Below are 24,089 nucleotides of genomic sequence, written 5' to 3'. Positions count from 1 at the left end.
TTACGGGGCGGCTTCGACGGTTGGTGCTTTAAGCGAGACGGGTGCGGGTTTGGGGTCGGCCGATGCGGCAAGCACCTGCCGCGAGATCTCTGCAATCCAAGCGATGGCATAGAGCGCCGCCGTTCCGACAACAGGCAGAACCCACGGCATCCACTGCGCGTCTGGCCGCGCCATCATCGCAACCTGACAGATCAGCGCCAGAACGGTGCCGCTGGCAAAGACCAGCAGACCATGCCGACCGATCAGCCGGACGGGGCTGGCCACGGCATGGGCCGAAAGGCGGGTGACGGTCTGCAACTGTGACAGAAAATACCCCACGGCCAAGATATGAACGAACCGCGGGGCGGAAAGATAGGTCTTGTCGTGCGAAGTGATGTTGAAGGGCACCCCGGCCTCTCTCATATGATGCATTTGGAGGTTCAGGAAACGGCCCAAACCCGGCACATAGCGCCATGCGAGGACGCCCAGCAGGACGGCGGCGGACAGCCAGAACAGCGCCTGCGAGTTCGGGAAAAAGCGGTAGCCCTGCCGCTGGCTTAGGCCCACCAGCAATCCGCAGACAAAGATCGCTTGCCATGCCAAAGGGTTAAAGAACCAGCCGCCCGGGTTGGGGTAGTTCGGCAGGTTCAGCCGGAAGACACCCGTCAGCAGCCAAAGCACCAGGGACAGCGCGAGAAGCAGGCACGGCCAGCGTAGCCCCAGCATGATCGCCGCCGGGGCGCAGACCAGCAAAACGGAATAGGCGGGCAGGATGTTCACATAGCCGAACTGATGCGTCAAAAGCGGGATGCCGATCACGCTTTGGGTCGGGTTTTGGAAGACCTGCCGCATGTTGATCTTGGTCAGGAACGCGGCCTCTGTCGTGATCTGGAAGGCGGCGGCGAAGATGCCCAAGGCCACTGCTGAGAGCAGGAGCTGCACCACATAAAGCGACCACGCCCGTTTCCACAGTGGGGCGATGGCGCGCCAGAGGCCGTGACGCACCCGATCCCGCGCGATGAAACGGGGCGTATAGGCCAAGCCTGCGGCGATGCCGGACATGAGAAAGAACGCCTCCGCCGCGTCGGCGAAACCGAGGTTGCGGATGGTCAGGGCCTCATAGGGGTTGCCCGGGACGTGGTTGATGAAAATCATCACCAGCGCCAGCCCGCGAAACAGGTCGATGCGCGGATCGCGGGCGGATTTGGGAACCGCGCCGGCAGCCAGCGCGGCGGGCGATAGCCCGGTGTTAGGCGGTGGCATGGGGCAAATCCGCCGCTTTGGGTTCTGGCTTCAGATGCTCGTCATTCCACGTCAGCCGCCAGACATCGCATATACTGTCGTATTCCGCGACGACATCGCGCGGCGCGGCATCCTCGGGCACGGCGAAAAGCCCGCGGGGCAGGGGGCGGGAGGTCCAGGCGATGAGCAGCGGGGCCAGCAACATCGGGACCGCCACGGGCAGCAGCCAGACGGTCAGATCCGGCGCGACCCATTGCACCGCCGCGAGGATCACCGCGCCAATGAACACGATCCACCGGCCCGCCGTCCAGCCATCGGCCAAACTCAACTGGCCCTCGTTGCGTTGGTTGGCGGGCCAGCCGCCGTCTTGGCCCGAGAGCACCTGCATCACCGAGCGACTGTGGTAGAGCAGCATCAAAGGGGCCAGAAGCGTGGTCAGCACGATCTCGGTCAGCACCGAGAGCGCCATCCGCAAAGCGCGGCCAAAGTCGCGCGCGCGGTCGGTCAGAAGCGCATGGATCAGGATCAGCAGCTTAGGCACCACCAACAGCCCCAGCACGCCCAAGGCCAGCAGCGTGATCTCGCGCGCGCTGGTATCGGGGAAGACGGGGAAAAGCTGATAGGGGCCGGGGAAATACTCCGGCGGCGGCGCGTAGAGCGTGCTGATCGCCGAGGTGATCAGAAAGGCCGCCCAGAGAAGCGAGACGACATAGGCAGTCACATTCTGCAAAAAGACGAAGCGGCTCCACCCCGCCAAGTCGGGCGCAAAGATCAGCCGCGCATGTTGCAGGTTGCCTTGGCACCAGCGCCGCTCGCGCCGCGCGAAGGAAAGGACGTTTTCGGGGCCCTCCTCAAAGGAGCCGCTCAAGGTCTCATCCACCTCGACCTTCCAACCCGCGCGGGCGAGCAAGGCCGCCTCGACATAATCGTGGCTCAGGATATGCCCGCCCAAGGGTGGCGGGCCTGAGAGTTCGGGCAGGCCACAGCTTTCGGCAAAGGCGCGGACGCGGATGATTGCGTTATGGCCCCAAAACGGCCCCGTCGCCCCCTGCATCCGGGCAAGGCCACGGGTGAAGATCGGCCCGTGGAACCACGAGGCGAACTGCAAGGCGCGGCCAAAGAAAGACCGCGCGCCGATGATCTTGGGCAGGGTTTGCAAGAGCCCTAGCTGCGGATCGGCCTGCATCCGCGCGATCATGGCGCGGATCGTCTCGCCCTCCATCAGACTGTCTGCGTCAAGGATCACGGCAAAGTCATAGGCCCCGCCGTAGCTGCGAATGAATTCTTCGATATTGCCCGCCTTGCGGCCCGCATTGTCCTGCCGCCTGCGGTAGAAGATGCGCCCTTGGCCCTCGGTCTCGCGCAGCAGGCGGGCGAAGGCGAATTGCTCTTTCCCGGCCAGCGCGTCATCGCGGGTGTCCGACAGAACGACGAAATCCGCCGTAACCCCGGCTCGGGCGACGGAGCGGTCAATCGCGGCGATGCGGGCAAAGGTGGTGAGCGGGTCTTCGTTGCAGATGGGCACCGCGATCACCGTGCGCGGCTGCGGTGCCTCAAGCGCGGGGCGGGGCGGCGTTGATCTGCTGCCGAAGAGCCCGATCAGCGCCAGTGACGCGCCCCAAGCCAACCAAGCGGTGGTGGCGAAAACGAGCAGGGCGCGGAGGCCGTCCCAGCCGCTGAACCCATCCCGCGCCGCAGCCTCGGCCAAAAGGGTCGCGGCAAGGGCTGCGGAGCCGAGCGACAACAGCAGGGCGACCGCCCGTGCAAAACGGGTCGGGCCATCCGCCGCGATCTGCCTGTGCTGGGGTGCCATGGTGCTCAGGCCTTACGCCGCAGCAGAAATGCCCGCGCAAGGTCGGCCAGCCCGGCCAGATGGCCGCGCCGTTCCAAGCTCTGCCGTGGCATCGCAAGCGGGGCGGCGGGCGGCATCCAGTTCTCGGCCTCGCCAGCCATTGCGGAAGTGGGGGTCGTCGCGTCTTGAAGGGTCATGCGTTGATCCATTGGTACACCCATGTCTCTGTCAGGTTGCGGTCATATCCCGATAGAACTGCCTTGATCTCGACGATGGCATCAGGCTCGGCGCGCAGTTCCAGCACCAGCCGCCATTCGTCCCTGCCATCCACCCGGCTTAGGATCGCCTCCACGATCTCGCCGTTTTGTGCGCTGGTGACGGGTTCAAGCTCGGCGTCGCTCGGCATATCGCTGAGCTGTCCGCCTGCGAAGTCGATGACGAATTTGCGGGTCTCGGTGTCTGCCTCAACACCCGCCACCCCGCCATGGCCCGAGCGCAGCCGTACCACGCGGCCAAGGGTCTGCGGCGTCGCGCCCGGCGGGGTCATCCCCCAGTGCATGCGGTAGCCGTAGGCCAGTTCATCGCCCGCGCGGGTCTCCCCTTCGGGGATCCAATAGGCCACGATATTGTCATTGCCTTCCAGATCCGAAGGTATCTCGACCAGCCGCAGCGTGCCTTTGCCCCAGTCGCCCATGGGTTCGATCATCAGCGAGGGGCGGCGCTCGTAATGGGCCTGCGCGTCGAGGTAATGCTCAAAGTCCCGGTTGCGCTGCGCCAGCCCGAAAGACCGCGGGTTCTGCGCCCCGAAATAGGAACTCGCCAAACGCGGCGGATTGTTCAGCGGGCGGCAGAGGGTGGTATCCTTGCCTGTGTTCAGCACCAATACTTCGCTGTCATGCACCGCGGGGCGGAAGTCGTCGAAATTCCCCTTATCCGCGCCATTGTGCAAAAACATTGAGGTCAGCGGTGCGATGCCAAGCTGCTTGATGTCCTCGCGCAGGAACAGACGCATGGTGACCTCGACGGTGGTGTCTTCGCCCGGGGTGATCACAAATTGATAGGCCCCGGTGACCGAGGGGCTGTCGAGTGCGGCATAGATCGTGGCGCTATCGTCACCCGGTTCGGGGCGGCGCAGCCAAACCTCGCTCAAGCGGGGGAATTCCTCGCCTTCGGGCAGGCCAGTGTTCACGGCCAATCCCCGCGCGCTCAGCCCATAGAGCGTGTCCTTGCCCAAGGCGCGGAAATAGCTCGCCCCTTGGAAGACAATCAATTCATCGAAAATATCGGCCCGGTTGAGCGGGGTGTGCAGGCGGAAACCGGCGACGCCCGGCATCTCGGCATTGGGTGGGATCGACTTGGCGAGTTCTTCGTCGTCATACTCGAAATCCGCTGTGGTAAAGCCCATAGGCTCAGCCGCGTCGCCGCGCACTTCGTTAATCTTTACCGCCTCCTTGAACAGCCAACCGGGGTGGAAGGCGTGGAGCCTAAAGGCCACACCCTTTTCTTGCCAGCGGGCTTGTTCGGGCCGGAACCGGATGCGCTGGTAGGCGTCGTAATCAAGATCGGCAAGGAACCCTTCGACGGGCTCCGGCGCGGCATAGGACGTTTGCGCTAACTGCCGCATATCCTCGACCAGTTTGTCGAAGCTGAAGGAGGCGGCGGGCACCTCCTGCGCGCGGCTGTGCCGCGGCATCAGGGCGGCGGCAAAGGACGCAGCAGAGAGGGTCAGAAACTGACGTCGCTCTAGGTTTTCGGTCCGCAGTTCATTGGGTCGTGTGGGTCGGAAATTCGGCAAAACAATACCTCGGAAGACACGTTAAGAGTGTGCAATTTTTTCCCTATCTAATCTTTTCGCGACCGCTGGAAACTTCATTTTGCAACTTTCAGCGGAATGCCGCAGAGCAGCGCGGAAAACCGCCGATTGCTGCGCCGCCGGATTGGGCTTGCACAAAATTTTGCCTTGAATTCCGTAGGATCGCCGCTTTTTTGTGACAATCGCTTTGAGGTGGCCGCGCCCCGACCGCGGGTCGGAGCACGAAACGCATCAAACGGCGTCGAGCCCTTCTGTTAGCAAACGCTCAAGACTGCGCATCTCGGCATCCGTCAAAGGAATCCCTTTCGCCCGCGTCTCGGCACGCGCCTTGAACCGGCGCTGCGAGGGCAGCCGCGCGCCTTGGCCGGTGATCGCGTCAAAGAGGGTTTCCGCCCGCGCGAAGGGATCGCCGGGGCGGCCTGCGGCAAACTTTTCGGGGTCGAAGGCGATGATCAATTCGCCATGGGCGGGCGCGAGGGTGAGCGAGCCCAAGGCATCGCGCGCTTCAGGGCTGGTCAGGTCACCGATCATCACCCCGGCAAGCAATTCGATCATGGTCGAGATGGCCGACCCCTTGTGCCCGCCGAAGGGCAGCATAGCCCCTGCGAGGGCGGCTTCGGGGTCGGTCGTCGGGCTGCCATCGGGTGCGATCGCCCAGCCTTCGGGCAGGGGCGTGCCCGCGCGGCGGTGCAATTCGATCTCCCCCCGCGCGGCGACGCTGGTGGCGAAATCAAAAACGTAAGGGTCGCCCCCTTCCCGGGGCCAGCCAAAGGCGAAAGGGTTGGTCCCCATCAAGGGGTCGGTGCCGCCAGAAGGGGCGACGCTGGCATAGCTGGGGCACATGGCCATGGCCGCGAGGCCCATCTCGGTCAGCGCCTCGATCTCGGGCCAGAGCGCGGCGAAATGGGTGCAATCGTTGATCACCATGGCGGCGATTCCGGTGGTGCGGCAACGCTCTGCCAGCACCGGCGCGCCTGCTTCGAAAGCGGCGTTGGAGAAGCCGCCGCCTGCGTTCACGCGCACCACGGCGCTGTCGTCATGGTGCACCTGCGGCACCGCGTCGGGGATCACCTTGCCTGCCTTGATCGTGCGCAGGCAGCCTTCGATCCGGTAGATGCCGTGGGATTTGCAGGCATCGCCTTCGCCCGCGACGATCACCCGCGCGAGGGCGGCGGCATTCAGGGGCGACAGGCCCGCGCCTTGGAAAATCCGAATGACCATCGCGGTCAGGTCATCGTGGGAGAGGGTTGTGTCGGCCATCTGGATCCTCGCAGGGCTTGGGTTGCAATCATGCATACATCATGTATGCAGATGTGAAGAGACGCAAGCTGACACCGGGCCGCGGCCCGCATGAAAGGATAGACGATGGCCTTTACCCCCCATGGCAAACACCTGATCGCTGGCGAATGGATCGCCACGGATGACTGCTTTAGCTCCAGCCCTGCCCATGGGCAGGCGCATGACTTCTCGGTCGGCACGGTGGAACTGGTCGACCAAGCCTGCGAAGCCGCCGAAGCGGCGTTTTGGGACTATGGCTATTCCAGCCGCGCGACCCGCGCCAAATTCCTCAACGCCATCGCGGATGAGATCGACGCACGCGGGGCCGAGATCACCGAGATCGGCAGCCAAGAAAGCGGCCTGCCCGAAGCGCGGCTCGAAGGGGAGCGGGGCCGGACCGTGGGCCAACTTCGCCTGTTCGCGGCGCATATCGAAAAGGGCGACTACCTCGACCGTCGCTTCGATGCCGCCATGCCCGAACGCCAGCCCGCCCCGCGGCCCGCGATCACCATGGTGCAACGCCCCATCGGCCCCGTGGCCGTCTTTGGCGCGTCGAACTTTCCGCTAGCCTTCTCCGTGGCGGGCGGTGACACCGCAGCGGCGCTGGCGGCGGGCTGTCCGGTCGTGGTCAAAGGCCACTCCGCCCATCCCGGCACCGGAGAGATCGTGGCCGAAGCGATCCATGCGGCGGTTGAAAGCTGCGGCATGCCGAGCGGGGTCTTCTCGCTGATTCAAGGCGGCAACCGCGCCGTGGGGCAGGCCGTGGTGCAGCATCCGCGGATCAAGGCCGTGGGCTTCACCGGCTCGCTCGCCGGGGGCCGGGCGCTCTTCGATCTCTGCGCCGCGCGGCCAGAGCCGATCCCCTTCTTTGGCGAGTTGGGCTCGGTCAACCCGATGTTCATGCTGCCTGCCGCGATGGCGGCGCGGGCCGAAGAGCTTGGCAAGGGCTGGGCGGCATCGCTGACCATGGGCGCGGGCCAGTTCTGCACCAATCCGGGCATCGCCGTGGTGATTGACGGGCCGGGCGCCGACGCCTTCGTGCAAAACGCGGCCACAGCGCTGCAAGACGTGGCCCCGCAGGTCATGCTGACAGACGGTATCGCGGAGGCCTATTGCGCAGGGCGGGACAAGTTTAAATCCGCGCCAAGCCTGCGCCAAGTGCATCTGGCCGACAGCGAAGGCCGCACCGCCGCGCCGGCCCTCTTCGAGACCACGGGCGAAGAGTTCAAGGCCAATCCGGCGCTGCATGAAGAGGTCTTTGGCCCTCTCGGATTGGTGGTGCGGGTCTCTTCGCTGGAAGAGATGCGCGCGCTGGCGTTGGAACTGGACGGGCAATTGACCATCACCCTGCATATGGATGACGCGGATGTCGACGCCGCGCGCGACCTCATGCCGGTGCTGGAGCGCAAGGCGGGTCGTCTGCTGGCCAACGGTTTTCCGACGGGGGTCGAGGTGGTGGATTCCATGGTGCATGGCGGGCCATATCCGGCCAGCACCAACTTCGGCGCGACCAGTGTGGGCACCCTGTCGATCCGCCGTTTCTTGCGGCCCGTGTCCTATCAGAACCTGCCTGAGGCGCTGTTGCCGGAAGACGCGGCGGAATAATCTAAGATCGCAAAAGCCGGGCCGCGCGCCCGGCTTTTCGCATTTGTTTCGCCGTAGGGGAGCAGCCCAACCGGCTGCTCTTTCGCGACCATGCTGGCCAGACCGAAATGTATCAAAAATATGTCGACATGCCGATAAAAGCTAAAAATACATATTGTATTTTTAATGAAGACATTGTTCCTTCATACCACCCCGCACCCCGTCCAGAGAGAGTCGGGGGCGACCAACCCAAGAGGGAGATACCTATGAAATTCACGCAACTCGCCGGGAGCCTCGTGGCTGCGACCGTGATCGGCACAGCCGCTCAGGCCGACAAACTGGACGACATCATTTCTTCGGGCACGCTGCGCTGCGCCGTGGTGCTGGACTTCCCGCCCATGGGCTCGCGCGATGACAGCAACACGCCCGTCGGCTTCGACGTGGACTATTGCAACGACCTGGCCGCCGCCCTTGGCGTCGAAGCCGAGATCGTGGAGACGCCCTTCCCCGACCGTATTCCCGCCCTCGTCTCGGGCCGCGCGGATGTGGGTGTTGCCTCCACCTCCGACACGCTGGAGCGCGCCAAGACCGTTGGTTTCTCGGTGCCCTATTTCGCCTTCACCAACGTCGTGCTGACCCGCGAAGACGCGGGCGTCGACAGCTTTGAAAGCCTTAAGGGCAAGACCGTGGGCTCCGTCGCGGGTACTTTCGAAGCCATCGCGCTGGAAGAGCAGGTCGACGCATGGGACGAGGGCAGCTTCCGTTCCTACCAAAGCCAAGCGGATGTCTTCCTGTCGCTGGCCCAAGGCCAGATCGACGCGACTGTCGTGACCTCCACCGTGGCTTCCTCCATCGTGGCGAGCGGCAAGTTCGACGGTCTGACCATCGCGGGCGATGCGCCCTTTGACGTGGACTATGTCGGTCTGATCGGCCTGCGTCAGGAATACGGTCTGCTGAACTACCTCGATCTCTTCGTGAACCAGCAGGTGCGCTCGGGCCGTTATCAGGAACTGTTCGACAAATGGGTCGGCGGCGAGGCGCCGGACCTGACCATCGCCAAAGCCTATCGCTGATGAATGCGGGGGCCGCGACCTGCGGCCCCCCTCCCGATAACCGCTGATCGGAGCAAGAGATGGGCAACTATACCTTTCAATGGCGACAGGCTTTTCGCGCCTTACCAGAGATGCTGGAAGGCGCGCTGGTCACGCTGCAAATATCGATCCTGTCGATGCTCATCGGCATTGCCATCGCCGTGCTGCTGGCCGTGGGCCGGGATGCCAAATCGGCTTGGCTGCGGGCGCCGGCGACCGCATGGGTCGAAGTGGCGCGCAACACGCCGGCGCTGTTTCAGATTTACATGGCGCATTTCGGGCTTGGCTCTTTCGGGATCTATCTCAGCCCCTACGCCGCGCTGCTGGCGGGGATCGCCTTTAACAATGCGGGCTACCTTTGCGAGACGTTCCGCGGCGCGATGCGCGCCATTCCGGGCACGCAGCTGCGCGCCGGGCGGTCACTGGGCATGGGGCAGGCCAAGGCGTTTCGCCTGATCATCCTGCCGCAGATGTTCCGCATCTCGTTCCTGCCGACGACGAACCAGATGATCTGGGCGATCTTGATGACCTCTCTGGGGGTCACGGTGGGGCTGAATTCGGATCTCGCCGGGGTGACGCAAGACCTCAACGCGCGCAGCTTCCGAACCTTTGAATTCTTCGCATTGGCGGCGGTGATCTACTACGTGATCGCCAAGACCGTGATGCTTGGCGCACGGCTGCTTGCGGCCCGCCTGTTTCGCTACTGAAGGAAGAGAATAGATGTTTGATACGGCTCTGACCTTCAACGACCTGTTGTTCATGCTCAAAGGCGCAGGGGTGACGCTTTCGGTCACCGCCTTCGCGGTGGTGGGCGGCACGCTGCTGGGGGTGTTCTTCGGGGTGCTGCGCAGCCAGATCAGCCCATGGGCGGCGCTGCCGCTGACCTTCGTGCTGGATATCTTCCGCTCGGTTCCGCTGCTGATCCAATTGATCCTCGCCAACGCCTTTCAGGCCATCGCGGGCTGGGGGATTTCGCCCTTCGTGACCTCCTGTATCGTGTTGGCGCTTTATACCTCGGCCTATTGCACCGAGATCGTGCGCGGCGCGATCGAGGCGGTGCCTTCGGTCACCCGCCGTGCGGCGCGCTCGCTCGGCATGACATGGGGGCAGGATCTCACGCAGATCGTCTTTCCCATGGCGCTGCGGGTTGGCCTGCCCAGTTGGATCGGCCTGACGCTCGGCGTGATGAAAGACAGCGCGCTGGTGATGTGGCTCGGCATCATCGAATTGCTGCGCGCCTCGCAAATTCTGGTGACACGCCTGCAAGAGCCGATGTTCATCCTGCTCGTGACCGGCGCGATCTACTTCGCGCTCAGTTTCCCCATTGCCCGGCTTGGCAGCCGCTTGGAAAAAAGGTGGCAAGAAAATGATTGAGATTGAAAACGTCCACAAATCCTTTGGTGCGCTTCAGGTGCTCAAGGGCATCGACCTGACCGTGCAAAAAGGCGAGGTCGTCTCGGTGATCGGCGGCTCAGGTTCGGGCAAATCGACGCTTTTGACCTGCATCAACGGGCTAGAGCCGATCGACAGTGGCCGCATCGTCGTCGACGGAACCGAGGTTCACGCCCGCGACACCGACCTGAACAAGCTGCGCCGCAAGATCGGCATCGTGTTCCAGCAATTCAACGCCTTCCCACATCTGACGGTGCTGGAGAATGTCACGCTGGCCCCGCGCAAAGTGAAAGGTATGGGCCGCAAGGAAGCCGAAGAAATCGCGGTGCAGCAACTTTCGCATGTGGGTCTGGCCGACAAGCTGGATGTCTACCCTAGCCGCCTGTCGGGCGGGCAGCAGCAGCGGATGGCGATTGCGCGTGCATTGGCGATGTCGCCCGACTACATTCTCTTTGACGAGGTGACCTCGGCCCTCGACCCGCAACTGGTGGGCGAGGTGCTGGACACGCTCAAATTGCTGGCAGATGAAGGGATGACGATGATCTGTGTCACCCATGAGATGAGTTTCGCACGCGATGTGTCGGACCGTGTGGCCTTCTTTCACAAGGGCGTCATGGCCGAGATCGGCGCGCCGGATCAGATCTTTGGCGATCCGCAGCAAGAAGAGACCCGTCAATTCCTGTCGAGCGTGCGGTAATGAACCAAACCCCGGTGACGGTCGTCGGCGCGGGCGTGGTGGGCCTGTCCATCGCGCTGGCGCTTCAGGCGCGCGGGCTGCCCGTGCGGGTGATCGACCGTGAAGGCGCGGCGGCGGGCGCCTCGGCGGGCAATGCGGGCGCCTTTGCTTTTACCGAGATCCTGCCGCTGGCCTCGCCCCGGATGATCCGGCAGGCGCCGAAATGGCTGCTTGATCCGCTGGGGCCGCTGTCGGTGCCGCCGCGCTATGCCGGGCGGATCGCCCCGTGGATGTGGCGTTTCTGGAGAGCAAGCTGGCCCGCGCAGGTGCGGGCCTCGACCGTGGCACAGACCGCGCTGATGAAGCTCTCGCAAGCCGCGCTCGACCCGCATCTGGCGCTGAGCGGTCTGGCCCATATGCTGCGCCATGACGGTCAGTTGCAGGTCTATGAGAGCGAGGCCGAGTTCCGCGCATCGCTCCCCGGATGGCAGGCCCGCGAAGAGGCGGGGATAGCTTTCACCCATCTCAAGGGCGATGAGATTGCGGCCTATCAGCCCGGTCTCGCGCCCGGCTTCACCCATGCGACCTTCACCCCGGAATGGCAATCGATCTCGGACCCGCGCGACTATGTGGTGGCGATGGCCGAACGCTTCCGGGCGGGGGGTGGCGAGATCACCATCACCCGCGCCGAACGTCTGGTCGCGGGCGGGGTCGAGACCTCTGATGGGTTCATACCGGGCCGCGTGGTGCTGGCCGCCGGCGCACATTCGCATCACCTCGCGCGGACCGCTGGCGTGAAAATCCCGCTTGAGACCGAGCGCGGCTATAACACGACCCTGCCCGCCGGGGCCTTCGACCTAAAGCGCCAGATCACTTTCGGCGGCCATGGCTTTGTCATCAGCAAGGTGGGCCACGGGCTGCGCGTCGGCGGGGCGGTGGAACTCGGCGGGCTCGACCTGCCGCCGAACTTTGCCCGGGCCGATGCGATGCTGAAGAAGGCCAAGCGCTTTTTGCCGGGGCTCGACACCTCGGGCGGCACGCAATGGATGGGTTTCCGCCCCTCACTGCCCGACAGCCTGCCCGCCATCGGCGCGCTGCCGAACCGCCCGGATGTGTTCTGCGCCTTTGGCCACGGGCATCTGGGCCTCACCCAATCGGCGGGCACCGCCGCCATCATCGCGGATCTGATGACCGGCCAAGACCCCGGCATCGACCTGACCCCCTTCTCTCCCGCCCGTTTCTAGAGGCTGACATGACGCAACACACATTTCCCTGTATCGACGGCCATACCTGCGGCAATCCGGTACGGCTCGTTACCGGCGGCGCGCCGCTGTTGAAGGGCGCGAACATGCTGGAAAAGCGCGCCCATTTTCTGGCGGAATACGACTGGATCCGCACCGGTCTGATGTTCGAGCCGCGTGGGCACGACCAGATGTCGGGCGCGATCCTTTATCCGCCGACGCGGGATGACTGCGACATCGCGGTGCTGTTCATCGAGACCTCGGGCTGCCTGCCGATGTGCGGCCACGGCACCATCGGCACCGTCACCATCGCGCTTGAGAACGGGCTGGTCACCCCCGCCACCCCCGGGCAATTGCGCCTTGAAACCCCCGCCGGGCGGGTCGATGTGACCTACCGGCAAGAGGGGCGTTTCGTCGAAGAGGTGCGCCTGACCAACGTGCCCGCCTTCCTCTACGCCGAAGGGCTGACGGCGGAGGTCGAGGGTTTGGGCGAAGTGGTGGTCGATGTGGCCTATGGCGGCAATTTCTACGCTATCGTCGAGCCGCAGAAGAACTTCCGCGATATGGCGGATTTCTCGGTCTCCGAACTGGTCGGTCTCAGCCCGAAACTCCGCGCCGCGCTCAATGCGAAATATGAGTTCATCCACCCCGAACATCCCGCGATCAACGGGCTGAGCCATATCCTCTGGACCGGCGCCCCCCGCGCGGGAGAGGCGCAAGCCCGCAACGCGGTTTTCTACGGTGACAAGGCGATCGATCGTTCGCCCTGCGGCACTGGCACCTCGGCGCGGATGGCGCAGTTGGCGGCCAAGGGGAAGCTGAATGTCGGCGATGATTTCGTGCATGAATCCATCATCGGCTCCATGTTCAAAGGCCGTATCGAAGCGGCGGCAGAGGTGGCGGGCAGGCCCGCGATCATCCCCTCCATCGCCGGTTGGGCGCGGGTGACGGGCTTTAACACCATTTTCATCGACGAGCGTGACCCCTTCGCGCACGGATTTGTCGTCACCTGATTTAAAGAGGCTCCCCATGGCGCATATCATCGTTCCCGCCGCAGCCCAAGGCGCGGTGCTGGCTTCCTCTGAGGGGCTGAGTTTCTGGGGCGGCGTCGATCCGGCCACGGGCAAGGTCATCGACGCGCATCATCCGCTTTGCGGTCAGTCGCTGGCGGGGAAGATCCTGCTCATGCCCACCAGCCGCGGCTCCTGCACCGGCAGCGGCGTGCTGCTGGAACTGGCGTTGAACGGTCATGCCCCTGCTGCCCTCGTGTTTCGCGAGGCCGAAGACATCCTGACCTTGGGCGCGCTGATCGCGGGCAAGATGTTCGACAAGCCGCTCGCGGTGCTGCGCCTCGGGACCGAGGATTACGACCTGCTCGCCAAATCCCGCAGCGCGCGGATCACGCCTGAGATGCTCAGCACCGATGACTGGGATCTGCCCCTGTCGGACAGGCCCGCCCGCGCCCTGCATCTCACTGCCGAGGATCAAGCGATGCTCGACGGGGCCGAGGGCAAGGCCGTGCAACTGGCGATGGAGATCACCTGCACCATGGCGCGGGGGCAGGGGGCCGAGCGGCTGGTCGATGTGACGCGCGTGCATATCGACGGCTGCATCTACGCCAGCCCCGCCAACCTGCTCTTTGCCCAGACCATGGCCGATATGGGCTCGAAGGTGCGTGTGCCGACGACGATGAATGCGATTTCGGTCGATCACGGCAATTGGCGCGATCAAGGCGTGCCGCCGGACTTCGGCCTGCCCGCCAGCCGTTTGGCCGACGCCTATGTCACCATGGGTGCCCGGCCCAGTTTCACCTGCGCGCCCTACCAACTCCCCGCCCCGCCCGAACGCGGCGAGTTCATCGCGTGGTCGGAGTCCAACGCGGTGATCTATGCCAATAGCGTGCTTGGCGCGCGGACGGTGAAACATCCCGATTTCCTCGACCTGTGCATCGCGCTCACGGCGCGCGCGCCGCTCTCAGGGGTCTATCTGGAAGAACACCGCGCCCCGCGCCGGGTGATCGAAGTGGCGCTGCCCGCGCAGTATGACGAGGCGATCTGGCCGATGCTGGGCTGGCTTGCGGGGCAGGCCGCCCCGGACCGGATCCCGCTTTTGCGCGGGTTGGAGGGGGCTGCCCCGAATGAGGATGACCTCAAAGCGCTCTGCGCGGCCTTTGGCACCACCTCCGCAGCCCCAATGCTGCATGTGGCTGGGATCACACCCGAGGCCGATCTGCCCCCTGTCGCGGAGGCCGATACGGTTCGCCTCACAGCCGACGACCTGCGCCGCGTTTGGCGGCAGTTCAACGCCGGGGCCGCGACGGTTGACCTCGTGGCCTTTGGCAGCCCGCATTTCTCGCACGCCGAATGCCGCGCGCTCGACACCGCCCTCGCCGGGCGCAAGCGCCATGCCGACACGGCGGTCATCGTGACGCTTGGCCAAGACACGTTACAAGCGGCGCGCGATGACGGCACCGTGGCGCGGCTCGAAGCGGCGGGCGTGCAAGTCGTGCCTGATATCTGCTGGTGTTCGATCTCCGAGCCGGTCTTCCCGCCATCGGCCAAGGTGCTGATGACCAACTCGGGCAAATACGCCCATTACGCCCCCGGTCTGTCGGGCCGGGCCGTGCGCTTTGGCAGTATCGCCGATTGTGTGGAGGCCGCCGTGACGGGGCAGGCGGGGGAGGCATTGCCGAGATGGCTGACCGAGGAGGAGACAAAGGATGCGTAGCAGCAAGACGGTTCATGTGATCTCGGCCCATGCCGAGGGTGAGGTGGGCGATGTGATCGTGGGCGGTGTCGCCCCGCCGCCGGGGGAGACGCTGTGGGAGCAGAGCCGCTGGATCGCGCGGGATGAAACCCTGCGCAACTTCGTGTTGAACGAGCCGCGCGGCGGGGTGTTTCGCCATGTGAACCTGCTGGTCCCGCCGAAAAACCCCCGCGCCGATGCGGCCTTCATCATCATGGAGCCGGAGGACACGCCGCCGATGTCCGGTTCCAATTCGATCTGCGTCTCGACCGTGCTGCTCGACGGGGGCATCCTGCCGATGACGGAGCCTGTGACCGAGCTAACCCTCGAAGCGCCGGGCGGGTTGGTCAAGGTCCGCGCGGAATGTCGCAATGGCAAGGCGGAGCGTATTTTCGTACAGAACTTGCCAAGTTTCGCGGCGCTTCTGGATGTGCCGCTTGAGGTCGAAGGGCTGGGCACGCTCACTGTCGATACCGCCTATGGCGGCGACAGTTTTGTGGTCGTCGATGCCGCCGCCATGGGGTTTTCGCTAGAGGCGCATGAGGCCCATGACATCGCGCGGCTCGGCGTGCGGATCACCGACGCGGCGAATGCGGCGATGCGGTTCGACCACCCTGAGAACCCTGATTGGCAGCATTTCTCTTTCTGCCTGTTCGCCGGTCCGGTGACCCGCGATGAGACCGGCCTGCGCGCCGGGGCGGCGGTCGCGATCCAGCCGGGAAAGGTGGACCGTTCGCCCACTGGCACCGCCCTTTGCGCGCGGATGGCCCTGCTGCACGCGCGGGGGGAAATGGGACTGGAGGACAGTCTGACCACCGTGTCGCTGATCGGGTCGACCTTCACGGGGCGCATCTTGGGCGGGACGCGGGTGGGCGAACATACGGCCATCCAGCCAGAACTGTCGGGCCGGGGCTGGGTCACGGGCATCCACCAACATATGCTCGACCCCGATGACCCTTGGCCGGGCGGCTACCGCTTGTCCGACACATGGGGCGCGCGCGGCTAGGCGCGCTCTACGCAGGGTCGAAACCCGCCGCCCGGGGCAGACCGGGCACCAATCTTTACAACCTCGCGCCGCCTCGGCGCGAAGCCGCCGTGTTTGGCTGACGCGAGGCAACGTCTTGCATGTGCTCTTCGTTTTCGATTGATTACTTTTCAATCAGAACACGAACTTTCAAACAACGGAGAGTCACCATGAAGCTACGCACCACACTCGCATCCTCCGCATTGGCGCTAAGCCTTGCCTTTCAGGCCCATGCCGCCGATGTGCCTGAGGGCGTGAATCTTGCCGAAGATCAAACCTATACCTTCTGGCTGCTCGACGCGATCAAGTCGATGGACCCGCAGATCAACACCGACGTTGAAGGCTCGGACGTGTTGCGCAACCTCTTCGAGGGGCTCTACAACGAAGATGGCAACGGTGAGCTGGTCCCCGGTGTGGCGCTCGATCACGAAGTCTCGGAAGACGGCAAGACCTATACGTTCAACCTGCGCGACGACGCCAAGTGGTCCAACGGCGAGCCGGTCACCGCGAATGACTTCGTCTATTCATGGCGCCGTCTGGCCGACCCGGCGACCGCCTCGGAATACGCCTGGTACATGGAGTTGATGCAGGTCGAGAACGCGCCTGAGATCATCGCCGGGGACAAATCCGCCGAGGAGCTGGGCATCCGCGCCATCGACGACCACACGCTTGAGGTCAAGATCACCACGCCGCTGCCCTATTTCCCGCAGATGCTGGTGCATGGCTCGACCTTCCCCGTGCTGCAAAGCGTGGTCGAGGAACATGGCGACGACTGGACCGATGCAGGCACGCTTGTCGGCAATGGCGCCTATACGCTGGTCGAACACCAGTTGGGCGAGCGCGTCGTGATGGAGAAGAACGACACCTATTGGGATGCCGAGAATGTGGTGATGGAAGAGATCATCGCGCTGACGATCAACGACGTGAACCAAGCCCTGACCCGCTATCTGGCCGGTGAGCTGGACCGCGTGGACATCCCCGCCGGTCAGTATCCCCGTCTGAAAAAAGAGTATCCCGAGCAGGCGGTCTCCACCCCCTATAACTGCTCCTACATCTACATGCTGAACGTGGGCGAGAAGGGGCCGGAGGCGCTGAAAAACGTCAATGTGCGCAAGGCGCTGGCCTATGCCATCGACCGCGACATCATCGTCGAGCGCATCCTGCAAGGCGGCCAGAAGCCCTCGTACAACTGGACCCACTGGGCGATTGCCGATTTCGAGCGTCCCGAACTGGACTGGGCCGACAACATGGATCAGGCGCAGCGCGTGGAGAAGGCCAAGGAACTGCTGGCCGAGGCGGGCTACGGCCCAGACAACCCGCTGGATCTGACATTGCAGTACAACACCTCGGAAGATCACAAGAAGATCGCCATCGCGGCGTCGCAGATGCTCAAGCAGATCGGCGTGAACCTCACGCTCGACAACTATGAGTGGAAGGTCCACACCGACCGGATGCAGAACCAAGACTACGATATGGCGCGTTATGCTTGGTGCGGTGACTACAACGAGGCGTCGACCTATCTCGACCTCATGACTTCCTATTCGGGCCACAACAACGGCGAGTTCTATAACGACGCCTATGACAAGCTCATGAAGGACAGCAAGACCGCCGAAGATCCGCAGCCGCTTTATCAAGAGGCGGAGAAGATCTTGGCCGAGGAAATGCCGATCATCCCGATCTACCATTACGCGAACGTCGACATGATCGCGGAAGACATCGAAGGTCTGCCCGAGAACAACGTGAACAACACTTGGTACGGCAAAGACCTCTACCGTACCGCAGAGTAACCTCTCGACATTCGGGCAGCCCGGCGGTTATGGCACGGGCTGCCCGATTCTATTCTACACCCCCACAAACCCCGTATTCGGAGCGCGCGCCTCTTGCTCAGTTACATCCTCAAGCGCCTTGCCATCGCTATTCCGACGCTTCTGGTCTTGATCGTCATCTCCTTCCTGCTGATGCATTCCGCGCCCGGCGGCCCCTTCACCTCCGAGCGCGAGTTGCCGCCGCAGGTGCTGGCCAACCTAAATGCGAAATACGGGCTGGACGATCCGCTGTGGAAGCAGATCACAACTTACGTCTGGGGCATCGTCACCGAGTTCGATTTCGGGCCGAGCTTCGTCTACAAGGACCGTTCGGTGAACGAGATCATCGCCCAAGGTTTCCCGATCACGCTGACCTACGGCCTTTTGTCCTTCGCCGTGGCGGTCATCGTCGGCGTGGGCCTCGGCGTCGCCGCCGCCGTGCGGCACAATACGGTACTGGACTATGCCGCCGTCGGCGTCTCCATCGGCGCGCAGGTGCTGCCGAACTTCGTCATGGCGCCGATCCTCGTGCTGGTCTTCACGCTATGGCTCGGTTGGCTGCCGGGCGGCGGCTGGCAGGGGCCGGAATATTGGATCATGCCGGTGATCGCCCTGTCCACGTCCTTCATGGCCTCGATTGCGCGGATCACCCGCTCTTCGATGCTGGAAGTGCTGACCTCCAACCACATCCGTACCGCCCGCGCCAAGGGGCTGCCCGAGCGCCGTGTCATCCTCCGTCACGCGCTGAAACCCGCGATGTTGCCCGTGATCTCCTACCTCGGGCCGGCATTCGTCGCGATGATCACCGGCTCCGTGGTGGTCGACATCTATTTCTCCACCGGCGGCATCGGCAAGGCCTTCGTCGATTCGGCGCTGAACCGCGACTACGCGGTGATGATGGGGGTGACGATTCTCGTCGGCGCGCTGACCATCTTCTTCAACCTCGTGGTCGACATCCTTTACGGGTGGATCGACCCCAAGATCCGGTACTGACATGGTGATGACATCCGAACAACGGGTCGAGACCAGCGAGATCGCCGCCAAGGGCCGATCGCCCTGGGCCGATGCGCGGCGGCGCTTCTTCCGCAACAAGGCGGCGCTGATGGGGCTGGTGATCCTCGGCTTCGTCGTGGCCTTCGCGCTTTTCGGCAATAGCCTCGCGCAATGGTCGAACGAGGAACTCGACTATAACGTCATGGGCCAGATCGTCGAATTGGGCGGCCCGTCGATTGAGAGCGGCCATTACTTCGGCACCGATGATCTGGGCCGCGACCTCTTTGCGCGCACCGTGCAGGGCACGCAGATCAGCCTCGCCGTGGGCCTCGTCGGCGCCCTGATCGCCTGTGTCGTGGGAACGCTTTATGGCGCCGTGGCGGGCTATTTCGGCGGGCGTACCGACAGCATCATGATGCGGCTTGTCGATATCTTCATGGCCGTGCCTTACATGTTCGTGCTGATCTTGCTTCTGGTCATGTATGGCCGTTCGATCACCATCCTCTTCGCCGGTGTCGGCCTGATCTCTTGGATGGAGATGGCCCGCATCGTGCGCGGCCAGACCCTGACCATCAAGGGCCGTGAGTTCGTCGAGGCGGCCCGCGCCACCGGCGTCTCGGCCCCGGTCATCATCCTGCGCCATATCGTGCCCAACCTCTTGGGCGTGATCGCCGTCTATGCCACGCTGCTGGTGCCGCTGATGATCCTTACGGAAAGCTTCATCTCCTTCCTCGGCCTCGGCGTGCAGGAGCCGCTGACCTCCCTCGGGGCGCTGATCTCCGAAGGCGCGGGCACCATCGCCTATGGCACCACCTGGCAGTTGGGATTCCCGCTGCTGTTCTTCTGTCTCACGCTGTTCGGCCTGTTCTTCATCGGCGACGGGCTTCGTGACGCGCTCGACCCCAAGGATCGCTGATGTCTCTGCTGGAAATCGACAAGCTCAACGTCACCTTCGAGGGCGACGACGGCCCCGTTCACGCGGTCAATGACCTGTCGCTCGCCATCAACCGGGGCGAGACCCTCGGCATCGTTGGCGAGAGCGGCTCGGGCAAGTCGCAGACCGCTTTTTCGATCATGGGCCTTCTGGCGCCGAACGGGCGCACCGGCGGGTCGATCCGCTTCGACGGGCAGGAGATCCTCGGCGCCAAGCCCAAGGTGCTGAACAAGATCCGGGCCGAGCGGATCGCGATGATCTTCCAAGACCCGATGACCTCGCTTAATCCCTACATGCGGATTTCGGAGCAGATGGCCGAGGTGCTGACCCTGCACCATGGACTGTCCAAACGCGACGCGCTGGCGGAATCGGTGCGGATGCTGGACGCGGTGAAGATCCCCGCCGCCAAGGAGCGTATCCGCCTCTTCCCGCATGAATTCTCCGGCGGGATGCGCCAGCGGGTGATGATCGCCATGTCGCTGCTGTGCAAACCGGACCTGTTGATCGCGGACGAGCCGACCACCGCGCTTGACGTGACCGTGCAGGCGCAGATCATGGATCTTCTGGGCGATCTGCAGAAGGATTTCGGCATGGCCACGATCCTCATCACCCATGACCTCGGCGTCGTGGCGGGCTTCTGCGAGCGGGTGCTGGTCATGTACGGCGGCCGGGTGATGGAGCAAGGCCCGACCGAGCCGCTCTTTGCCAAGCCCACGCATCCCTACACCCGCGGCCTTCTCGCCGCCGTGCCGCGCGTCGACGACGAAGACGCCACCATGAAGGCAATCCCCGGCAACCCGCCCAACATGGCCGCCCCGCCCGAAGGCTGCCCCTTCCGCCCGCGCTGTGATTACGCCGGTGACGATTGCCGCGTGATGCCGCCGCTCGCCCCTTTCGACGGCGCGCGCGCCCGTGCCTGCCACCGTCCCATCGCGGAGGTCACCTCATGAGCCCGCTGCTTTCCGTCCGCGACCTGCACGTTAAATTCCCGATCACCCGCGCGGGCGACATGCCTTGGACGAAGCCGCGCATTCTGCATGCGGTCAACGGCGTCAGCTTCGATTTGGAGCCGGGCAAGACCCTTGGCGTCGTCGGTGAATCCGGCTGCGGCAAATCCACCCTCGCGCGCGGGCTGATCCAGATGGTGCCCGCCGAAGGGCAAGTGATGTGGCAGGGCGAGACGGATCTTCTGTCGCTCAGCCCGCGTCGGATGAAGCCCTACCGGTCCGAAATCCAGATGGTGTTTCAGGACCCGCTTGCCTCGCTCAATCCGCGTATGACGCTGGGGCAGATCATCGCCGAGCCGCTGAAGACCCACCGCCCCGACGTGCCTACCCGCGAGCGTCGCGCCCGGGTGGCGCAGATGATGGAGCGCGTGGGCCTGCTGCCGCAGATGATCAACCGCTACCCGCATGAGTTCTCCGGCGGCCAGTGCCAGCGCATCGGCATCGCCCGCGCGCTGATCGTCGAGCCGAAGCTCCTGATCTGCGACGAGCCGGTCTCGGCGCTCGACGTGTCGATTCAGGCGCAGGTGATTGAACTTCTGAAAGAGCTGCAGCGCGATCTGGGGCTGGCGATGATTTTCATCGCCCATGACCTCAGCGTGGTGAAGAACATCTCGGACGAGGTCATGGTGCTCTATCTGGGCCGCGTGATGGAGAAGGCGCCGAAGGCGCAGCTCTACGACGACCCGCAGCATCCCTACACGCAGGCGCTGCTTTCCGCTGTGCCGATCCCCGATCCGATTGCCGAACGCGCCAAGCAGATCGTGCCGATGAGCGGCGACATGCCCTCGCCGATGAACCCGCCCTCGGGCTGTGTCTTTCGTGGCCGGTGCCTGCGGGCGCAGGCCGATTGCGCGCAGGTGGTGCCGCAACCGGGCGAGTCGCTGCATCAGGTCGCCTGCATTCACCCCGGCCCGCTGCAAGCCAGCGAGACCGCGGCGCAGTAAGTCTGTGGGCAGCCTTGGTGTGAAAATTTCAAAACAATCAGCCTCTTAGGGGTGGCGTGCGTTCGCCGCCGCCCCGCCCTATCCGCGAAAAATGATATACGTCTATCAAAAATGATTGACGTATATCAAAATATCCCCCTAGATAGGCCCCGAGATGCGCAGGCTGGGAGGGCCAGCGCGCGGGGGAGGGGCCATGACAAGTCCGACGTTAAGCGATGTCGCACGCGCTGCCGGGGTGAGCTATGCCACCGCGGACCGGGTGATCAACAACCGTGGCAACGTGGCAGAAAAGTCCATCGCCAAGGTGCGCGAAGCGGTCGCGGCGCTTGGCTATGTGCGCAACGTCGCGGCGGCGAACCTGTCACGCGGGCGGGTCTACCGGCTCGCTTTCCTGATCCCCCGCGGCTCCAACGCCTTTTTCAACCGCATCCGTCAACACATCGACCATACTGCCGCCCATCAGGCCACCGAACGCGTCTCCGCCGAGGTGATCGAGGTCGCGGCCTTTGCCGTCGAAGGGCTGCAAGACAGCATTTCGGACCTGCTGGAGCGGGATTTCGACGGTGTCGCCATCGTCGGTTTGCAAAGCGCGGCGCTTGAGGCACCTTTGGCCGCCCTGCGGGACAAGGGGGTGGCCGTGGTGGGCCTCGTCTCCGACCTGCCGCAGGCCGCCCGCGCCGCCTATATCGGGATCGACAACATCGCCGCCGGGCGCACGGCGGGGCGCATGGTGGGGCTTGCCCATGGCGGGCAGGGCGGACGGGTGCAGACCTTTGCAGGCTCGCTGGACGCGCGCGACCACGCGGAGCGTCTGACCGGCTTTCGCGAAGTGTTGCAGGCCGATTTCCCACAGGTTGAATTGCTGGATCCGATCATGACGAAGGACGACGCGCAGGTGCTGAACGCGCAGACGCGTCAGGCGCTCGACCAGACGGAGCTGACAGCACTTTACAACGTGGGCGCGGGCAACAGTGGGTTGGTCGCCGCCCTGCAAGAGGGGAAGGGAGAGCGGCCCTTCTGCGTGGTGCATGAACTGGTGGCCCATTCACGTCAGGCGCTGCTTGATCGGCACATCGATCTGGTGATCGACCAGCGCCCGGATGTCGAGATCAACCGCGCCTTCACCGTCTTGCGCGCGCTGATCGACCAAAAAGAATTGCCGCCGATGCCGGACCTCGTGCCGACGATTTATGTGCGGGACAATCTGCCCGCCGACACATTGACCGATAAGATGAAGGCCAAGATAGATGACTGATTTCTTTAAAGATATAAAGCCCCTCACCTATGATCCCGAGGGGGCCGATCTGGCCTTTCGCCACTACAACCCTGACGAGATCGTCATGGGCAAACGGATGGAAGATCACCTGCGTTTCGCCGTGGCCTATTGGCATTCCTTCGCATGGCCGGGCGGCGATCCCTTTGGCGGGCAGACCTTTGATCGCCCGTGGTTCGGTGACACGATGGATTTGGCAAAGCTCAAGGCCGATGTGGCTTTTGAGATGTTCGATCTGCTGAACGCGCCCTTCTTCTGCTGGCACGATGCCGACATCCGCCCCGAGGGGGACACATTCGCCGAAAGCCTGCGCAATTTCGAAGAGATCATTGATTATCTCGGCACCAAGATGGAAGGCTCCAAAACCAAGCTGCTTTGGGGCACGGCGAACCTCTTTGGCCACCGGCGCTTCATGTCGGGCGCGGCCACCAACCCCGACCCTGAGATTTTCGCTTGGTCCGCCGCCACGGTCAAAGCCTGCATGGATGCGACCCATAAGCTGGACGGTCAGAACTACGTCCTCTGGGGCGGGCGCGAGGGCTATGAGACGCTGCTCAACACCGACCTGAAACGCGAACGCCAGCAGGCCGGGCGCTTCTTGCAGATGGCGGTGGAATACAAACACAAGATCGGCTTCAAGGGCGCCATTCTGGTTGAGCCCAAGCCGCAGGAACCGACCAAACACCAGTATGATTTCGATGTCGCCACGGTCTATGGTTTCCTCAAGGAGTTTGGGCTGGAGAACGAAGTTCAGATGAACATCGAACAGGGCCATGCTATCCTTGCAGGCCATTCGTTCGAACATGAGCTGGCGCTCGCCGCGTCCTTGGGGATTTTCGGCTCGATCGACATGAACCGCAACGACTATCAATCGGGCTGGGACACGGATCAATTCCCCAACAACGTGCCCGAAGTGGCGCTGGCCTATTACGAGGTGCTGAAGGCGGGCGGTTTCACCACCGGCGGCACCAATTTCGACGCCAAGCTGCGGCGGCAATCGCTCGATCCGGTCGATCTCGTTGCGGCCCATGCGGGCGCGATGGATGTCTGCGCGCGGGGCTTCAAAGCCGCCGCCGCCATGTTGGAGGATGGCACGATTGAGGCCATGCGCGCCGATCGCTACGCGGGGTGGGAGACGCCCAAGGCCAAGGCGATGCTGGAGGGGGATCTGGCCTCAATCGCTGCGCAGGTCGTCCAAGACGGCATTAACCCGCAGCCCCGCTCGGGCCGGCAGGAAATTCTGGAGAACATCGTGAACCGGTTCGTTTGAGCCGGG

Annotated in this window: 21 protein-coding genes; 16 read left to right on the top strand and 5 right to left on the bottom strand. The window is 63.9% G+C overall.

Features of this window, described 5'->3' with window-relative positions; all coding sequences use genetic code 11:
- From ACGYLO_RS19570 to ACGYLO_RS19550, 5 genes are all read right to left on the bottom strand, one after another.
- Positions 1 to 1,242 carry an OpgC family protein gene (locus tag ACGYLO_RS19570; protein ID WP_271690213.1) on the bottom strand — a complete coding sequence of 414 codons (1,242 nt, stop codon included), beginning with the start codon at positions 1,240 to 1,242 and terminating at the stop codon, positions 1 to 3.
- A complete protein-coding gene (mdoH, locus tag ACGYLO_RS19565) occupies positions 1,229 to 3,034 on the bottom strand; it encodes a glucans biosynthesis glucosyltransferase MdoH (protein ID WP_271690212.1) in 1,806 nt (601 codons plus the stop codon). The genes ACGYLO_RS19570 and mdoH overlap by 14 nt, the downstream gene beginning before the upstream one ends.
- A 5-nt stretch (positions 3,035 to 3,039) precedes the next feature.
- Positions 3,040 to 3,210, bottom strand: a complete 171-nt coding sequence (locus ACGYLO_RS19560) for a hypothetical protein (RefSeq protein ID WP_156505591.1) — start codon at positions 3,208 to 3,210, stop codon at positions 3,040 to 3,042.
- Complete coding sequence (locus tag ACGYLO_RS19555; protein WP_271690347.1) at positions 3,207 to 4,706, bottom strand: glucan biosynthesis protein; 1,500 nt, start codon at positions 4,704 to 4,706, stop codon at positions 3,207 to 3,209. The genes ACGYLO_RS19560 and ACGYLO_RS19555 overlap by 4 nt, the downstream gene beginning before the upstream one ends.
- A 351-nt stretch (positions 4,707 to 5,057) precedes the next feature.
- Entirely contained in the window at positions 5,058 to 6,086 is a 1,029-nt protein-coding gene (locus ACGYLO_RS19550) for an Ldh family oxidoreductase (RefSeq protein WP_271690211.1), read from the bottom strand.
- 105 nt (positions 6,087 to 6,191) lie between these two features.
- Here ACGYLO_RS19550 and ACGYLO_RS19545 point away from each other — a divergent pair, with 105 nt between their 5' ends.
- From ACGYLO_RS19545 to xylA, 16 genes are all read left to right on the top strand, one after another.
- Positions 6,192 to 7,709, top strand: a complete 1,518-nt coding sequence (locus tag ACGYLO_RS19545; protein WP_394377241.1) for an aldehyde dehydrogenase (NADP(+)) — start codon at positions 6,192 to 6,194, stop codon at positions 7,707 to 7,709.
- A gap of 245 nt (positions 7,710 to 7,954) precedes the next feature.
- Positions 7,955 to 8,761, top strand: a complete 807-nt coding sequence (locus tag ACGYLO_RS19540) for a transporter substrate-binding domain-containing protein (RefSeq protein WP_067260893.1) — start codon at positions 7,955 to 7,957, stop codon at positions 8,759 to 8,761.
- A 59-nt stretch (positions 8,762 to 8,820) separates the two neighbouring features.
- Positions 8,821 to 9,486: an amino acid ABC transporter permease gene (locus tag ACGYLO_RS19535; protein WP_067260891.1), complete on the top strand. Its 666-nt coding sequence runs from the start codon at positions 8,821 to 8,823 to the stop codon at positions 9,484 to 9,486.
- Between the two features lie 13 nt (positions 9,487 to 9,499).
- A complete protein-coding gene (locus ACGYLO_RS19530; protein ID WP_067260889.1) occupies positions 9,500 to 10,153 on the top strand; it encodes an amino acid ABC transporter permease in 654 nt (217 codons plus the stop codon).
- Positions 10,146 to 10,868, top strand: coding sequence for an amino acid ABC transporter ATP-binding protein (locus tag ACGYLO_RS19525; RefSeq protein ID WP_243268455.1), 723 nt, complete (start codon positions 10,146 to 10,148; stop codon positions 10,866 to 10,868). The genes ACGYLO_RS19530 and ACGYLO_RS19525 overlap by 8 nt, the downstream gene beginning before the upstream one ends.
- Positions 10,868 to 12,091, top strand: a complete 1,224-nt coding sequence (locus ACGYLO_RS19520) for an FAD-binding oxidoreductase (RefSeq protein ID WP_271690209.1) — start codon at positions 10,868 to 10,870, stop codon at positions 12,089 to 12,091. Before ACGYLO_RS19525 ends, ACGYLO_RS19520 begins: the two co-directional genes overlap by 1 nt.
- 8 nt (positions 12,092 to 12,099) lie before the next feature.
- Positions 12,100 to 13,101, top strand: a complete 1,002-nt coding sequence (locus ACGYLO_RS19515) for a 4-hydroxyproline epimerase (RefSeq protein WP_271690208.1) — start codon at positions 12,100 to 12,102, stop codon at positions 13,099 to 13,101.
- Positions 13,102 to 13,117: 16 nt separating this feature from the next.
- Positions 13,118 to 14,815 (top strand): aconitase X, encoded by a 1,698-nt coding sequence (locus ACGYLO_RS19510; protein WP_271690207.1) that lies wholly within the window; start codon positions 13,118 to 13,120, stop codon positions 14,813 to 14,815.
- A complete protein-coding gene (locus tag ACGYLO_RS19505; RefSeq protein WP_271690206.1) occupies positions 14,808 to 15,839 on the top strand; it encodes a proline racemase family protein in 1,032 nt (343 codons plus the stop codon). The genes ACGYLO_RS19510 and ACGYLO_RS19505 overlap by 8 nt, the downstream gene beginning before the upstream one ends.
- 188 nt (positions 15,840 to 16,027) lie before the next feature.
- Positions 16,028 to 17,644 (top strand): peptide ABC transporter substrate-binding protein, encoded by a 1,617-nt coding sequence (locus ACGYLO_RS19500; RefSeq protein ID WP_271690205.1) that lies wholly within the window; start codon positions 16,028 to 16,030, stop codon positions 17,642 to 17,644.
- Between the two features lie 93 nt (positions 17,645 to 17,737).
- Complete coding sequence (oppB, locus tag ACGYLO_RS19495) at positions 17,738 to 18,655, top strand: oligopeptide ABC transporter permease OppB (RefSeq protein ID WP_271690204.1); 918 nt, start codon at positions 17,738 to 17,740, stop codon at positions 18,653 to 18,655.
- Position 18,656: 1 nt separating this feature from the next.
- Positions 18,657 to 19,571, top strand: coding sequence for an ABC transporter permease subunit (locus ACGYLO_RS19490; protein ID WP_271690203.1), 915 nt, complete (start codon positions 18,657 to 18,659; stop codon positions 19,569 to 19,571).
- Positions 19,571 to 20,539 carry an oligopeptide/dipeptide ABC transporter ATP-binding protein gene (locus ACGYLO_RS19485; RefSeq protein ID WP_271690202.1) on the top strand — a complete coding sequence of 323 codons (969 nt, stop codon included), beginning with the start codon at positions 19,571 to 19,573 and terminating at the stop codon, positions 20,537 to 20,539. Before ACGYLO_RS19490 ends, ACGYLO_RS19485 begins: the two co-directional genes overlap by 1 nt.
- Entirely contained in the window at positions 20,536 to 21,540 is a 1,005-nt protein-coding gene (locus tag ACGYLO_RS19480; RefSeq protein ID WP_271690201.1) for an oligopeptide/dipeptide ABC transporter ATP-binding protein, read from the top strand. Before ACGYLO_RS19485 ends, ACGYLO_RS19480 begins: the two co-directional genes overlap by 4 nt.
- Before the next feature lie 193 nt (positions 21,541 to 21,733).
- Positions 21,734 to 22,795, top strand: coding sequence for a LacI family DNA-binding transcriptional regulator (locus tag ACGYLO_RS19475; RefSeq protein ID WP_271690200.1), 1,062 nt, complete (start codon positions 21,734 to 21,736; stop codon positions 22,793 to 22,795).
- Positions 22,788 to 24,083, top strand: coding sequence for a xylose isomerase (gene xylA, locus ACGYLO_RS19470; protein ID WP_271690199.1), 1,296 nt, complete (start codon positions 22,788 to 22,790; stop codon positions 24,081 to 24,083). The genes ACGYLO_RS19475 and xylA overlap by 8 nt, the downstream gene beginning before the upstream one ends.
- Positions 24,084 to 24,089: the final 6 nt, after the last annotated feature.

Origin of the sequence: Sulfitobacter sp. 1A13353, from assembly GCF_043557255.1 — a bacterium.
Lineage (GTDB): Bacteria > Pseudomonadota > Alphaproteobacteria > Rhodobacterales > Rhodobacteraceae > Sulfitobacter > Sulfitobacter faviae.
Note: the sequence above shows the minus strand (reverse complement) of the source record. Positions and strands in the feature narration are given on the sequence as shown.